Source organism: Stenotrophomonas sp. (genome assembly GCF_032099025.1).
In the GTDB taxonomy this organism is placed as follows: Bacteria; Pseudomonadota; Gammaproteobacteria; order Xanthomonadales; family Xanthomonadaceae; genus Stenotrophomonas.
In genome coordinates, this window is the sequence record NZ_DAMCID010000023.1 from 1 (window position 1) to 14984 (window position 14984).

13 protein-coding genes and 1 pseudogene are annotated in these 14984 nt (G+C 68.1%); 7 read left to right on the forward strand and 7 right to left on the reverse strand.

Annotated features, from left to right (window positions below; genetic code table 11):
• Window positions 1-897 (reverse strand): site-specific tyrosine recombinase XerD (locus RT456_RS15045; RefSeq protein WP_313347848.1); only part of this gene is annotated, 897 nt, incomplete at its 3' end.
• A 71-nt stretch (window positions 898-968) separates the two neighbouring features.
• Here RT456_RS15045 and RT456_RS15050 point away from each other — a divergent pair.
• On the forward strand, window positions 969-1445 hold the full coding sequence (locus RT456_RS15050; protein WP_313347849.1) for an RDD family protein: 477 nt from the start codon (window positions 969-971) through the stop codon (window positions 1443-1445).
• 13 nt (window positions 1446-1458) lie between these two features.
• On the opposite strand, the gene lptG is transcribed toward RT456_RS15050, so the two are convergent.
• Both lptG and lptF read right to left on the reverse strand, forming a co-directional pair.
• Window positions 1459-2565 carry an LPS export ABC transporter permease LptG gene (gene lptG / locus RT456_RS15055; RefSeq protein ID WP_313347850.1) on the reverse strand — a complete coding sequence of 369 codons (1107 nt, stop codon included), beginning with the start codon at window positions 2563-2565 and terminating at the stop codon, window positions 1459-1461.
• Window positions 2562-3641, reverse strand: a complete 1080-nt coding sequence (gene lptF, locus RT456_RS15060) for an LPS export ABC transporter permease LptF (RefSeq protein ID WP_313347851.1) — start codon at window positions 3639-3641, stop codon at window positions 2562-2564. Before lptF ends, lptG begins: the two co-directional genes overlap by 4 nt.
• A gap of 104 nt (window positions 3642-3745) precedes the next feature.
• Between lptF and RT456_RS15065 the strand changes: the two genes are divergently transcribed.
• From RT456_RS15065 to RT456_RS15075, 3 genes are all read left to right on the forward strand, one after another.
• Complete coding sequence (locus RT456_RS15065; protein ID WP_313347852.1) at window positions 3746-5236, forward strand: leucyl aminopeptidase; 1491 nt, start codon at window positions 3746-3748, stop codon at window positions 5234-5236.
• On the forward strand, window positions 5223-5648 hold the full coding sequence (locus RT456_RS15070) for a DNA polymerase III subunit chi (RefSeq protein ID WP_313347853.1): 426 nt from the start codon (window positions 5223-5225) through the stop codon (window positions 5646-5648). Before RT456_RS15065 ends, RT456_RS15070 begins: the two co-directional genes overlap by 14 nt.
• A 73-nt stretch (window positions 5649-5721) precedes the next feature.
• Window positions 5722-8562 (forward strand): valine--tRNA ligase, encoded by a 2841-nt coding sequence (locus RT456_RS15075; protein WP_313347854.1) that lies wholly within the window; start codon window positions 5722-5724, stop codon window positions 8560-8562.
• A gap of 141 nt (window positions 8563-8703) precedes the next feature.
• Here RT456_RS15075 and rimI read toward each other — a convergent pair whose 3' ends face one another.
• Genes rimI through pssA form a run of 3 tightly spaced genes read right to left on the reverse strand, consistent with a single transcriptional unit; the run spans window position 8704 to window position 10480 of the window.
• On the reverse strand, window positions 8704-9201 hold the full coding sequence (rimI, locus tag RT456_RS15080; RefSeq protein ID WP_313347855.1) for a ribosomal protein S18-alanine N-acetyltransferase: 498 nt from the start codon (window positions 9199-9201) through the stop codon (window positions 8704-8706).
• Complete coding sequence (locus RT456_RS15085) at window positions 9198-9698, reverse strand: hypothetical protein (RefSeq protein ID WP_313347900.1); 501 nt, start codon at window positions 9696-9698, stop codon at window positions 9198-9200. Before RT456_RS15085 ends, rimI begins: the two co-directional genes overlap by 4 nt.
• 2 nt (window positions 9699-9700) lie before the next feature.
• Window positions 9701-10480 (reverse strand): CDP-diacylglycerol--serine O-phosphatidyltransferase, encoded by a 780-nt coding sequence (gene pssA, locus RT456_RS15090; protein WP_313347856.1) that lies wholly within the window; start codon window positions 10478-10480, stop codon window positions 9701-9703.
• Between the two features lie 102 nt (window positions 10481-10582).
• Here pssA and RT456_RS15095 point away from each other — a divergent pair, with 102 nt between their 5' ends.
• The 3 genes and pseudogenes from RT456_RS15095 to RT456_RS15105 all read left to right on the forward strand — a co-directional run.
• A complete protein-coding gene (locus RT456_RS15095) occupies window positions 10583-10963 on the forward strand; it encodes a DUF4124 domain-containing protein (RefSeq protein WP_313347857.1) in 381 nt (126 codons plus the stop codon).
• A 281-nt stretch (window positions 10964-11244) separates the two neighbouring features.
• On the forward strand, window positions 11245-12936 hold the full coding sequence (locus RT456_RS15100) for a proline--tRNA ligase (RefSeq protein WP_313347858.1): 1692 nt from the start codon (window positions 11245-11247) through the stop codon (window positions 12934-12936).
• A gap of 150 nt (window positions 12937-13086) precedes the next feature.
• Window positions 13087-13461 (forward strand): annotated as a pseudogene (locus tag RT456_RS15105) (H-NS histone family protein); the annotation flags it as partial.
• Between the two features lie 251 nt (window positions 13462-13712).
• Here RT456_RS15105 and RT456_RS15110 read toward each other — a convergent pair.
• Window positions 13713-14972, reverse strand: coding sequence for a threonine/serine exporter family protein (locus RT456_RS15110; protein ID WP_313347859.1), 1260 nt, complete (start codon window positions 14970-14972; stop codon window positions 13713-13715).
• Window positions 14973-14984: the final 12 nt, after the last annotated feature.

Sequence of the window (14984 nt, forward strand, 5' to 3'; positions counted from 1 at the left end):
CGAGCTGTGGCCGAGCAGCATCTGCAGCGCGCGCAGGTCCGCGCCGCGGTTGAGCAGGTGGGTGGCGAAGCTGTGGCGCAGCCCGTGCGGGCTGATCCGCACCGGGTCGATCCCGGCCAGCGCTGCGTACTTCTTCACCAGCACCCAGAACTGCTGGCGGTTCAGCGCATGCAATGACGGGTCGAGGAAGAGCGGCACGCTGCCGTCGCGGGCGGCCGGGACGGCGCGTTTGCCCGCCAGCTGCGGGCGCGCCTCGGCCAGGTAGCGTTCCAGCCAGTGCTGGGATTCCTCGCCCAGCGGCACCAACCGCTCCTTGCTGCCCTTGCCGGTTACACGCAGCACGCCCTGGCGCAGATTGACGGCGTTGGCCGGCAGGTCCACCAGTTCGCTCACGCGCAGCCCGGCGGCGTACATCAGCTCCAGCATCGCGCGGTCGCGCAGGCCCAATGGCTGGTCGACATCCGGCGCGGCCAGAAGGGCGTCGATCTGGCTTTCGGCCAGGGCCTTGGGCAGCAGCCGCGGCAGGCGCGGCGGGTCCAGCAGCGCGCTCGGGTCTTCGCTGCGCTGGCCGCGCCGCACCGCATCGGCAAAGAAGGCGCGCAGTGCCGACAACAGCCGCGCGTTGCTGCGCTGCGACCAGCCATGCCGGGTGCGCCACGCCAGGTAGTCGAACAGCCCGGTGCGGTCGATGCCCCCCAACCCACCCGCGGCCCCGTCGCGCCAGCGCGCCAGCCCTTCCAGGTCCCGCCGGTAGCTGTCCAGGCTGGCCCGGGCCAGGCCCTGCTCGGCCCAGATGGCGTCGAGGAAGCGCTGGATCAGTGCGTTGTCGGCATCGCGCAGCTCGGGCAGGTGCTGCACCAGTTGCCGGCGGGCGGCGGGAGTGGGGGTGTCGGACATGTCCACAGGATACGGAGCCGGGGCGGCAGCGGCCATTCCAACACGCGCGCAGGCGCAGGTATGCTCGGCGCATGCACACGCCCACCGCCACCGCCGCCGTCATCGACACCGCCCGCCCCGCCTCGCTGCTGCTGTGGCGGTTGCTGGCGCTGGTGTACGACTTCTTCCCGGCCTTGGCACTGTGGATGCTGCTTGGCGCGTTGTTTACCGCTGGTTACGCGTTCGGCCACGCCGCGCGGGACAACATCGCGCCGTTCAGCGCCCTGCAATGGGTGCTGTGGGCGTGCTGCTGGGCGGTGACCGGCCTGTACGCCGTCGAAAGCTGGCGGCGCGGCGGCCAAACGCTGGGCATGCGGCCGTGGCGGCTGCAGGTGGTCGGCCCCGATGGCACCGCACCCACACGACGCCAGCTGTGGCTGCGCTACGCGGTGGGCACGCTGTCGGTGCTGCTGGGTGGGCTGGGGCTGTGGTGGGCGTTGATCGACCGGCAGCGCCTGACGTGGTACGACCGGGCGAGCGGCACCCGCCTTCGGCGGATCCCGCGCTAGTCGGGGTGACCCGTCACCCCGATTTGCGCCGGAACAGCATGCCCGACACCACCAGCATCACTATCGGCGGCAACGCATAGGCAATGCGGTAATCGAACTTCAGCGCGCCCGCCATGCGCCCGAAGAACAGCTGCAGCAGCCAGAAGCCCAGCGCGAACAGGATGCCCAGGAACAGCCGCTTGCCCATGCCGCCGCTGCGCAGCGAACCGAAGGCGAACGGCACCGCCGCCAGGCACAGCGCCAGCACGTTGATGGGATAGAACCAGCGGCTCCAGTAGATGTCCTCATAATCGCGGGCATCCAGGCCGTTGCGCTTGCGGTACTCGATGCTGGTGCGCAGGTCGCGCGCCGGCAGGTTGCGCGGCTTGGACATGCCGGTGGCCAGTGCGGCCGCGTCCAGCTGCGAATCCCACTTCTCCGATTCCGCCGTGGTACGCGTTGCCGAGCGCTCGCCGAAGGTATCCCGGCGCACCTTGCGCAGCGTCCACCCGTCCGGACCGTGCTCGACGGTGCCAGCGTGTGTCAGCGAGGCCAGGTGCCCGTCGTCGGCGATCTGGTACAGACGCACGTCACTGAGCACCAGCCGGGTACCGCCGCCCGGCAGCAGCTGTTCGTCGCCACTGACCGCATTGAGGAAGGTATCGCCCTCGCGCACCCAGATGCCCGAGTACCGCGACGACGCCAGGCTTTGCCCCGACTTGGCGCTGGCCTTGATGGTGTCCGAACGCTCCTGCGCCCACGGCGCGAGCGTTTCGCCGCTCACCACCATCACCGCGGTCAGCAGCGACAGCGCGATTGCCACCGAAACGCTCAGCCGCTTGCGCGACAGGCCCAGCGCGCGAAGCGCGGTCAGTTCGGAGGTGGCCGCCAGTTGGCCCAGCCCCATCAGCGACCCGATCACCGCGGCGGTCGGGAAGAACGTGTAGGCGCGGCGCGGCACCGTGTAGAGCACCGCCGCCGCGGCATGCCCCAGGGTGTAGCCGCCCTTGCCGACGTCCTTGAACTCGCCGGAGAACGCCATCACCACGTCCAGGCCCACCAGCACGGCCCAGGTCAGCAGGACGGTGCTGAACACCGCCCGGCCCAGGTACAGGTCAAACCGCATCGGGCGAAGCTTCATGCGGTCCTCCGCGGGCGCGACAGCTTGCCGTCACGCAGGTACATCCAGATGGCCAATGCCAGCAACGGCAAGCTCAACCACCACAAACCCACCGTGCCGGACAGCTTTCCGTCGGCAATCCAGCGGGTACCGATGAACATCAGGTTCATGCCCACCATGTAGGCCAGGAACGCCAGCATCATCCGGCCGTAGCGCTGCTGGCGCGGCGAACTGCGCGCCAGCGGCAGCGTCATCAGGGCGAACGCGAGCGCGATCAGCGGCGGGGTGATGCGCGAATGCAGCTGTGCCTGCGCCGCCGGGCGCTCGTCGCCGAACAGCTGGCCCGTGGGCATCAGCTCCGGGTCGTTCTCGTCGCGGGTGTCGGCGCCGTCGGGGAGGGCCACGTCATTGCGGGCAAAGGTCATCAGCCGGTAGTCCAGCCCCCCGGCCAGCGGACCTTCGACCTGGTGGCCGTCTTCCAGCTGCAGGTAGCGCTGGCGGTCGCCCTCGAAGAACATCTTTCCGCGTGCGGCCGACGCCACTTCGACCCGGTCGCCCCGCGCGCGCTGCAGGAAAATGCGGCCCAATCCACTGCCGTCGGCGGTGACGGACGACAGGTAGACCACGCCGCCATTGGGAAGCATGGTGAATTTGCCCGACTCCAGGCCGGCCATCACCAGGCTGCGGTTGGCCTCCTGGATGAGCCGTTCGCTGGTGCGGTCGGCCCAGGGGCCCAGCCACAGCGAGCACAGGGCGATCAGCGCCACCACCGGCAGCACCAGCATCAGCACCGGCCGCAGCAGCCGCTTGGGCCCGACCCCGATGGCGGTCAGCACCGCCATTTCCGAGTCGCGGTACAGCCGGGCCGTGGCCAGCAGCAGGCCCAGCATCAGCGCCAGCGGCAGGATCAGCGGCATGTAGACGATGAACTGCAGGCCCAGCTGGGAAAAGAGCAGGCGGGCGGGCAGGCGGCCATCGGCGATGTTGCCGAGGATGTCCACCAGCACACCACCGACGCTCACCACCAGCAGAACGATGAGGGTGGCCAGGAAACTCTGGACGAAATCACGCAGGAGATAGCGATCGAGCTTCGACATGGGGTGGTGGTTTAAACTCTCGGATTCGTTCGCGGTGCTGCCCAGTCTACTGACGGGACGTAAACAGCTCGCGATTGTACGGATTTGCCAACGGAATCTGATCAATGGCCCTGGAATTCACCCTGAACCACGCAGCGCCGGCCTCGGCCGAGTGCGACTGCGTCATCGTCGGCGCCTACGCCGACCAGACCCTGAGCCCGGCGGCACAGGCCCTGGACGCCGCTTCCGGCGGCCGCCTGAGCGCCCTGGTCAGCCGCGGCGACGTCGGCGGCAAGACCGGCGCCACCACCCTGCTGCATGACGTACCCGGCGTGACCGCACCGCGCGTGCTGGTGGTCGGGCTCGGCGAGCCGGCCAAGTTCGGGGTCCCGCAGTACCTCAAGGCCGTCGGCGACTCCAGCCGCGCGCTGAAGAGCGGGGTCAACCGCCATGCGCTGTTCACCCTGTCCGAGATCGAGGTCAAGGGCCGCGACGCCGCCTGGAACATCCGCCAGGCCGTGATCACCGCCGACCACGCCGCCTACCGTTACACCGCCACGCTGGGCAAGAAGAAGCCCGAGGCCCAGGGCCTGGCCACGCTGGCCATTGCCGGCACGGACACCCAGGCGCTGACCCAGGGCCAGGCCATCGCCGCGGGCGTGCAGCACGCCCGCGAGCTGGGCAACCTGCCGCCCAACCTGTGCACCCCGGCCTACCTGGCCGAATCCTCGGTCGCCTTCGCCCAGGCCCACGCCGGTGCCGAAGCCGAGATCCTGGAGGAGGCGCAGATGGAGGCGCTCGGCATGGGCTCGCTGCTGGCCGTGGCACGTGGCTCGGCCAACCGCCCGCGCCTGGTGGTGCTGAAGTGGAACAACGGCGGCGACGCCAAGCCCTACGTGCTGGTCGGCAAGGGCATCACCTTCGATACCGGCGGCGTCAACCTGAAGACCCAAGGCGGCATCGAGGAGATGAAGTACGACATGTGCGGTGGCGCCAACGTCATCGGCACCTTCGTCGCCGCGGTCACCGCGAAGCTGCCGCTGAACCTGGTGGTGGTGGTCCCGGCAGTCGAAAACGCCATCGACGGCAACGCGTATCGTCCCTCGGACGTGATCACCGCCATGTCGGGCAAGACCATCGAAGTGGGCAATACCGACGCCGAAGGCCGCCTGATCCTGTGCGACGCGCTGACCTACGCGCAGCGCTTCGAGCCCGCCGCGCTGGTCGATGTGGCCACCCTGACCGGTGCCTGCGTGGTCGCGCTGGGCCACCAGACCGCCGGCCTGATGACCAAGCATGACGACCTGGCCAACGAGCTGCTGGCCGCCGGTGAACACGTGTTCGACCGCGCCTGGCGCCTGCCGCTGTGGGACGAGTACCAGCCGATGCTGGATTCCAGCTTCGCCGACGTCTACAACATCGGCGGCCGCTGGGCCGGTGCGATCACCGCCGGCTGCTTCCTGTCGCGCTTCACCGAAGGCCAGCGCTGGGCCCACCTGGACATCGCCGGCGTGGCCAGCGACGAGGGCAAGCGCGGCATGGCCACCGGCCGTCCGGTCGGCCTGCTGAGCCAGTGGCTGCTGGACCAGGTCGGCCGCGCCCATGTCGCGGGCTGATTTCTACCTGATCGCCAAGCCGCGGTTCCTGACGGAACCGCTGCGCCTGGTCTGCGAACTGGCCCGCAAGGCCAACGACGCCGGGCTGTTCACCCTGGTGCTGGCGCGCGACCAGGCCCAGGCCGAGGAACTGGACGAGCTGCTGTGGTCGTTCGACGCCGATGCCTACATTCCGCACCAGATCGCCGGTGAGGACATGGACGAAGAAGAGGCACTGGTGCTGATCGCGGTGCCCGGCACCGAGGCCCCCGCCCGCCCGCTGGTGATCAACCTGCGCGACGACCCGTACCTGGCCAGCTGCGACCGCGTGCTGGAGGTGGTCCCCGCCGACCCGGAGGCGCGCGAGCCGTTGCGCGAGCGCTGGCGCCAGTACAAGGCGCTGGGCTTCGACCTGAACAAATACGACATGTAACCGCAAGCCTGGCGCCCTTGATCGGTGCCGCCAGCGCCCTGATCCTTTACTGATTGCCTCCTGGTTCCCCCGCATGACCCAACTTGCCTCCAGCTACGACCCCAAGACCTTTGAAACGGAGCTGTACGACTCCTGGGAGAAGGCTGGGCACTTCAAGCCGTCCGGCAAGGGCGAGCCGTACACCATCCTGCTGCCGCCGCCGAACGTGACCGGCACGCTGCACATGGGCCATGCGTTCCAGCAGACCCTGATGGACGCGCTGGTGCGCTACCACCGCATGCGCGGGTACGACACGTTGTGGCAGGTGGGTACCGACCACGCCGGCATCGCCACCGAGATGGTGGTGTCGCGCAACCTGGCGCTGGCCGGCAACGGCGAGAGCCGCGATTCGCTGGGCCGCGACGGGTTCATCGAGAAGGTGTGGGAGTGGAAGGCACAGTCGGGCGACATCATCGAACGCCAGATGCGCCGCATCGGCACCTCGGCCGACTGGTCGCGCAGCACCTTCACCATGGACCCGCAGCCTTCCGAGGCGGTGGTCGAGGCGTTCCTGCGCTGGCATGAGCAGGGGCTGATCTACCGTGGCCAGCGCCTGGTCAACTGGGACCCGGTGCTCAAGACCGCCATTTCCGACCTGGAAGTGGAGAGCGTGGAAGAAGACGGCTTCCTGTGGTCGATCGCCTACGCGCTGGAAGACGGCGCCAGCTACGAGCACGTGGAGCGCGACGCCGACGGCAACGAGACGCTGCGCGAAACCCGCCCGTATCTTGTCGTGGCGACCACTCGACCGGAAACCCTGCTGGGCGATACGGCAGTGATGGTCCACCCGGAAGACGAGCGCTACGCGCACCTGATCGGCCGCAGCGTCACCCTGCCGCTGACCGGGCGCAGCGTGCCGGTGATTGCCGACGACTACGTCGACCGCGCCTTCGGTACCGGCGTGGTCAAGGTCACCCCGGCGCACGACTTCAACGATTACCAGGTGGGCCTGCGCCACAACCTGCCGATGATCAACCTGTTCACCCCGGTGGCGGCGATCAACGACAACGCGCCGGAGAAGTACCGCGGGCTGGACCGCTACGAAGCACGCAGGGTGATCCTGGCCGAGCTCGAGGAGCTCGGCATCCTGGTCGAGACCAAGGCGCACAAGCTGCAGGTGCCGCGCGGCGACCGTACCCAGCAGGTGATCGAGCCGTACCTGACCGACCAGTGGTTCGTGAAGATGGACGTGCTGGCCAAACGCGGTTTGGAGCTCGTCGAAGGTACCGATGGAAAGCCGGGCAGCATCCAGTTCGTCCCGGCCAACTGGATCAACACCTACCGCCACTGGATGGAGAACATCCAGGACTGGTGCATCAGCCGCCAGCTGTGGTGGGGCCACCGCATTCCGGCATGGTTCGACGAGGCAGGCAACTGCCATGTCGGCCGCGACGAGGCCGATGCGCGCGCGAAGAACAACCTCGCCGCCGACGTCGTCCTGCGCCAGGACAGCGACGTGCTGGAGACCTGGTTCTCCTCGCAGCTGTGGCCGTTCTCCACCCTGGGCTGGCCGAACGAGGCCGCCATGGCCGAGCGCGGTTTCGAGCGCTACCTGCCGTCGTCGGTGCTGATCACCGGCTTCGACATCATCTTCTTCTGGGTGGCCCGCATGATCATGGCCACCGACAGCTTCACCGGGAAGATTCCGTTCAAGGACGTCTACATCACCGGCCTGATCCGCGATGCGCAGGGCCAGAAGATGTCCAAGTCCAAGGGCAACGTGCTGGACCCGCTGGACATCATCGACGGCATCTCCATCGACGACCTGGTCGCCAAGCGCACCACCGGCCTGATGAAGCCCAAGGATGCGCCGAAGATCGAGAAGGCCACCCGCAAGGAGTTCCCCGACGGCATCATCGCCCACGGGGCGGACGCGCTGCGCTTCACCATCGCCGCGCTGGCCACCCACGGCCGCGACATCAAGTTCGACATGAGCCGCGCCGAGGGCTACAAGAACTTCTGCAACAAGCTGTGGAACGCCAGCCGCTTCACCCTGATGAACACCGAGGGGGCGCAGTTCACTGGCGTGCCGCAGCCGCGCACCGATGCCGAGCGCTGGATCCTGGCGCGGCTGGCGGCGGTGTCGGCCGAAGCGCAGACGCACTACGCCAACTACCGCTTCGACCTGCTCGCGCAGGCACTGTACGAGTTCGCCTGGAACGCGTTCTGCGACTGGTTCCTGGAACTGACCAAGCCGGCGCTCAACGGCGACAACGCCGAAGATGCGGCCAGCACCCGCCACACCCTGCTGTACGTGCTGGAAGCGCTGCTGCGCCTGCTGCACCCGCTCACCCCGTTCGTCACCGAGCAGCTGTGGCGCCAAGTGGCACCGCGCCTGGGCATCGACGGCGACACCATTTCGCTGCGCGCCTACCCCACCGCCGACGAGTTCGCCGGCGATTACGTGCGTGCCGAGGCCGACGTGGAATGGCTGAAGTCGATGGTCAGCGCACTGCGCCGCGTGCGCAGCGAGCTGGCCGTGCCGCCGGCCAAGCAGGTCACCCTGCTGCTGCAGGGTGGCACCGAAGAGGACCGCAACCGGCTGGCGCGCTTCAACAGCTCGCTGTCGTTCCTGCTCAAGCTGGAGCGCATCGAATGGCTGGGCGCCGACGCGGACACCCCGCCGGCGGCCACCGCGATCGTGGGCGACCTGAAACTGCTGGTGCCGCTGGAAGGCCTGGTCGACCTGGATGCCGAGCGCGCCCGCCTGGACAAGGAAATCAAGCGCGTGGAATCGGAGAAGGAGAAGAGCGAGGTCAAGCTCGCCAAGTTCACCGACAAGGTGCCGCCGGCGGTGATCGAACAGGAGCGCGTGCGCCTGGTCGAATGGACCGCGCAGCTGGACGGGCTGGTCGCGCAGCGCGCGAAGCTCTGAAGGTGGTGAAAGGTGTACGCAGCCACGCAGGGCGTGGCTCTACACCGAAACCGGGAACCTGCCAAGCAGCCACGCAGGGCGTGGCTCTACGCCGAAACCGGGAACCTGCCAAGGGTAGAGCCACGCCCTGCGTGGCTGCCCTTACAACGGCGGCATCGTCTGGATGTCGTCGTCGATCAGCTCGATCGCCATCACCAGCGCATCCTCGCGTCCCTCGCGGGCCGGGTAATACCGCGGGCGGCGGCCGATCTCGTTGAAGCCTTCGCTGTGGTACAGCGCCACCGCCGGCGTGTTGGACGGACGCACCTCCAGGAACACCCGCAGCGCGCCATGGTCGCGCGCCAGCTTCACCAGCGCGCGGAACAGCATCCGGCCCAGGCCGCGGGTCTGGCAGGCCGGGTCGACGCAGACGTTCAACACATGGGCCTCGTCGGCGGCGATGCTCAGCACCCCGTAGCCCACCAGCACCGCATCGTCCTCCAGCACCAGCGCCGGATACCCGGCCCGCAGGCAATCGACGAAAATGCCGCGCGTCCACGGGAACGGATAGCCCCGCAGCTCGATCTCCATCACCGCGTCCAGGTCGGCCTCGCGCAACGCGCGCAGCGACAGCGGGCGTGGCGAGCTGACCGCGCTCACCCTTGGCCCCGCTTGCGCAGTGCCCTCAGCTGCGGCCACAGCGCGCGCTTGGCGGCCGGGTTGGCGCGCAGTTCGTCCAGGTTCCAGCCGGCCATCAACGCCTGGGTCTCCGCCTCGGCCGGGTTGCGCCCGGAGGCGCGCAGCAGTGCGATCTGCAGCCGATCGGGCATGCGGACTGCCGGTCGGCGGCCCCCCGTGGCACGTTCGCGCGGCGCGCCGGCCGTCGGATCGTCGGTGCTGGCCGGGGCGGCGCGGCGCACGGGCGCGGGCGCGGGTTCACGCCGGGGCGGCGCATCGGGGTCGACCGCGCGCGGTGCCGGTGCCGTGCGTTCCGCTGCGGGCGCCGGCTGCGTCGCCTGCGCTGCTGCGGCGAGCCCCAGCTCGATCCCCGTATCGGGCACGGCCGCGTCCACGTTGCCGTCCACGAACACCGTGTAGCCCATCGCCTGCAGCCAGGACTGCTGGGCAGCGGACCACAGCGGCGGGTCGGCCGGGATGCTCACGCGTTGGGCTCGGCCGTCTTGCGGGTGCGCTGCCACAGCCAGTACAGCGGGCCGGACAGCGCATAGATCACGCCCACCGCAAACAGCACGCGCGGCAGGTCGATGACCATGATGGCGATGGCGATCGGCACCAGCGCCAGGGCCAGGAACGGCACGCGGTCGGCGCGCGGGCCTTTCACGCCGCTGCCCTTGAAGCTCCAGAAGCGGATCCGGCTGACCATCAGCAGGGCGGCCACCAGGGTCACGCCCAGCGCCACGTAGCGCAGCTCGTTGCCATCCCAGCCCAGCGTGCCGTCGGCGAAGGCCCAGACGAAGGACATCATCAGGCCAGCGGCGGCCGGGCTGGCCAGGCCGATGAACCAGCGTTTGTCGACCACGCTGACCTGGGTATTGAAGCGCGCCAGGCGCAGCGCGGCGCACGCGGCATACAGGAACGCCACGGCCCAGCCCACGCGGCCCAGCACGGGGTCATCGAACTTCAGCCAGGACAGCGACCAGTGGTACATCACCAGCGCCGGGGCCATACCGAAGCTGACCAGGTCGGCCAGCGAGTCGTACTGCACGCCGAATTCGCTGCTGGTCCCGGTCAGCCGGGCCACCCGGCCGTCCAGGCCGTCCATGACCGCCGCGACGAACACGGCGATGGCGGCATTGACGAAATCGCCGTTGGCCGCCGCGATGATCGCGTAGAACCCGGCGAACAGGCCGGCGGTGGTGAACAGGTTGGGCAGCAGGTAGATGCTGCGCGAGCGCGGCGGGGGTTTCATCTCATCCATGGGGTCAGTTTAGTGGCTGCGGCCCCGTTTTGGGGGGAGGCTTGCCAGCAGGGGGCGGTAATGCTGCAATCGCGCTCCTGTCCCCCGTTGCCCGGAGTTGCCATGCGTGCCCTGCCCCTCGTGTGCTGCCTGCTGCTGCTCGCCAGCGCGTCGGCCAGCGCCGGAACCGTCTACAAGTGGAAAGACGCCAACGGCGTGACACAGTATTCGGAGAAGCCGCCCACCGGCCAGAAGGCCGAAGAACGCCAGATCCAGAGCCGGGATCCGGCCGGCCGCCCCGCGGCCGCCGCCGCGGCACCGGCCGAATCGGCCGACTGCACCACCGCCCGCAACAACCTGGCCCTGCTCAATGGCAAGGGCGCGGTGCTGCAGGACACCAACGGCGACGGCAAGCCCGATACCCCGCTGGATGACGGCCAGCGCCAGAGCCAGAAGGGCCTGGCCGAGGCCGGCGTCAAGGCGTACTGCAAGCCGGCGGCCTGACGGATACGCGAAGACCGCGACGGTTACACGACCAACAGTTATGCCCGCCGTCCTGGCTGGCACCCTCCGGGCCGTCGCTTCGCGACGTTGAGAACGGCTCCTGCCGTTCTCTGCGTGTGCTACCGCCTACATTCTGCCGGTCCAGCTGGCAGCCTGAATGCCACACGACTATCAGTCGTGTGCTACAGCCTACATTCTGCCAGCCCAACCCCACTCGACCGTTGGTCGATTGGGGTTGGGCTGGCAGAATGTAGGCTTTCCGCCGTTCAGCGAAGCCGACGATGCGCCTCTCCCAGTTCCACCTGCATACCACCAAGGAAACCCCCAGCGACGCGGAGCTCACCAGCCACCGCCTGATGCTCCGCGCGGGCATGATCCGCAAGCTGGCCTCGGGGCTGTATATCTGGTCGCCGCTGGGCCTGCGGGTGCTGCGCAAGGTCGAGCGCATCGTGCGCGAGGAAATGGAACGCGCCGGCGCGGTGGAATTCCAGGTGCCGACGCTGCAGCCCAAGGAACTGTGGGAAGCCACCGGGCGCTGGGAGAAGTTCGGCCCGCAGCTGCTGAAGATCAAGGACCGCAAGGAGCAGGTGTTCTGCTACAGCCCGACCGCTGAAGAAGCCGCGGCCGATTTCGCACGCCAGGAGCTGTCCAGCTACAAGCAGCTGCCGATCAACTTCTTCCAGATCCAGACCAAGTTCCGCGACGAGATCCGCCCGCGCTTCGGTGTGATGCGCGCGCGCGAGTTCCTGATGAAGGACGCCTACTCCTTCCACCTGGACGACGCCTGCCTGGTCCGCGAATACGAGAACATGAAGGCCGCCTACGCCCGCGTGTTCACCCGCCTGGGCCTGGACTTCCGCATGGTGCAGGCCGATTCCGGCGCCATTGGCGGCGATGCGTCGCAGGAATTCCACGTGATTGCCGATTCGGGCGAAGACGCGCTGGTGTTCTCCACCGGCTCGGATTACGCCGCCAACCTGGAAGCGGCCGTGTCTGCCGCACCGGGCCCGCGCCCCGCTGCCAGTGAAGCGCTGCGCAAGGTCGACACGCCCACGCAGAAGACCTGCGAAGCGGTGGCCGCACTGCTCGGCCTGGGCCTGGAGCGCACCGTCAAGTCCATCGCGGTCATGAGCGAGGCCGGTTTCGTGCTGGCGCTGGTGCGTGGCGACCACGAGGTCAACGAGATCAAGCTGGGCAAGGTGCAGGGCCTGCAGGGCTACCGCATGGCCAGCGAAGCCGAGATTGCCACCCACCTGGGCAGCGAACCGGGCTTCCTGGGTCCGCTCAACCCGGCACAGCCGATCCGCATCGTGGCCGATCGCGACGTCGCGGCGATGGCCGATTTCGTCATCGGTGCCAACGAAGCCGGATTCCATATTGCCGGCGTCAACTGGGGCCGTGACCTGGCCGAACCGGACGTGGCCGATATCCGCAACGCGAAGGAAGGCGATCGCGCCGCCGATGGTGGCGAGTTGAAGATCGCGCGCGGTATCGAAGTGGGTCACGTGTTCCAGCTGGGCCGCCAGTATGCGCAGGCATTGAATGCCACCGTGCTGGATGAAAACGGCAAGGCGGCGGTGTTGGCGATGGGCTGCTACGGCATCGGCATTTCACGCATCGTCGCGGCCGCCATCGAACAGAATCACGACGAAGCCGGCATTATCTGGCCCGACGCGATGTCGCCGTGGCAGGTGGTGGTGTGCGTGATCAACCCGAAGAAGGATGAGGCCGTCAACGCCGCCGCCGCCGAACTGCTGGCGCAGCTGCAGACCGCCGGCCTGGATGCGGCACTGGATGATCGCGGCCTGCGTCCGGGGGCGATGTTCGCCGACATGGAACTGATCGGCATACCGCACCGCGTGGTGGTGTCCGAACGCGGCGTCGCCGCCGGCACGTACGAGTACCGCTCGCGCCGGGCGAGCGAGGCGGAGAGTCTCGACCGCGACGCGCTGATGGCAACGCTGACGAAATGATGACAGGCCGGGTGAAATATCCCGGCTTTTCATTATCCCGTTTTCATTGATTATTCCTGCTTGCTGTGCAGGCTTCGGATGAAAATGTATGCTGTGGATGACGCCAAGGACTGGCTGACCCCCGTCCTTCATTAGATTCCGGAGCAGTTGATGAGTATTGACCTGAGCGGGTTGTCCGCCAAAGAACTGGGCGCCCTGATCAAGAACGCCAAAAAGCAGCAGACCATCGTTGCCAAGCGCCCCGCCGTCAGCAAGGTACGTGCGCAGCTGAGCAAGCTGGCCAAGGCCAACGGTTATACCCTTGAGGAAGTCGCCGGCGTCGCCGCGCCGACCCGTGGTCGCGCCACCAAGGCCAGCAAGGCCGCACCGGCCAAGAAGGCCGTGCGCAAGCTCGGCAAGGTGGCCCCGAAGTACCGCAACCCGGCCAATCCGAAGGAAACCTGGACCGGCCGCGGCAAGCAGCCGCGCTGGCTGGCCGCCCACACCGGCAAGGGCAAGAAGCTGGAAGATTTCCTGATCAAGAAGTAAGCGACGCGCGGTACGCGCTCGTTTCAAAACGCCGGCTGGGATGCCGGCGTTTTTTTTTGCTTGCGCAGGATCATGGCGTTGGGACGCATGGCTCGTTTACGTGCGCAGGGACATGGCGTTGACACGCATGGCGTGTCACTACGACCCTTGGTCGCTTGGGATGGGGCCGGGCGTTGATGGTTCGTGCAGCCGTCGCGTAGAGACACGCCATGCGTGTCCCTCGGAAACTCTCATAATCTCTCAATAACTCACAGATTCTTTCGCGCCGGCACCAGCAGGTTGCCGAACAATAATCCCGCCACCAGCGCCATTACCACGTTGAGCACCGTCATCAGCACGGTCTGGCCGGCGCTCATGTCCTGCTGCTGCACCAGCGTGAGCACCCCGCGCAGGCTGGTACTGCCGGGCACCAGCATGATGATGCCGGGCAGGCGGATGATCGCGCCCGGGCGCTGCACGATGCGTCCGAACAGGTTGCCGGCCGCTGTCATCACCATGGCCGACATGAAGATGCCGGCCGGCAGCCCCCACGCCTGCCCTGCGAATTTGGAAATGGCGTAGCCGGCGACGGATGCGGCCATCACCCACGGATAATCGCGGCGATTGGCCTTGAACAGCATCGCGAAGGCAAAGGCGGCAAGCAGCAGCGCGCTCCATTCCACCCAGTCCGCCTGCGGCCGCGACGCGCGCACCAGCGGGTCCAGCCCGAGAATGCCCGACAGCGTCACCGCGATCACCGCGCCCACCGTGAGCTTCAGAATGGTGGTGATCGCACCGGCGAAGCGCGCCGTGCCCGATACCCAGTGCTGGCTGGCCAGTTCGTTGACCGCGTTGGTGAGCGACATACCCGGCAGCATCACCACCAGCGAGGCGATGATCACCGTGTTGAGGTTGAGCGGCCCCACGAACGAGGCCACCAAGGCCGCCACCGTGCCGGCCAGCAGCGCCGCCAGCGCCTCGCTGGCCTCGCGGCTGGCCGGGCGCCGATCGGTGAGCAGGGTCATCATGCCGATCAGCAGGCCGATCACGCCGGCCGTGGCGATGTCCAGCCAGGGCAGCTTCCACAGCCCGGCCACGCCGGCCGCGCCCAGGCTGTAGGACAGGATCATGCGGATCTTGCCGCGCCGGCCCGGATCCTTGTCCAGCTGGCGCAGCGCGGTATGCCCCTGGGCGATGCTCATGGTGCCGTTGGCGACCGCGTCGGTGATCTGGTCGGCGATGCTGAGTTTATGCAGGTCGTTCTCGCCGGGGGCGAGGCGGATCACGCGGGTGATGTCCGACGAGCCGATCGCCTTGGTCGGGTCGCTGAAGCTCAGGATCAGCCCGGTCGGGTTGGACCACGGCTCGCAATCCAGGTCCAGGCGCTGCGCCAGCGCCACCACGGCCGCCTCCAGGCGCTGCGCGGTGGTGCCGTAACTGTGCAGGCGCCCGGCGATCTCACAGACGAAGGCCACGCGCTGTGCGTAGGTGGCCGGGGGGGTGGCAATGGCGGGTGCGTCGGCAGACATGCGACGTAGTAT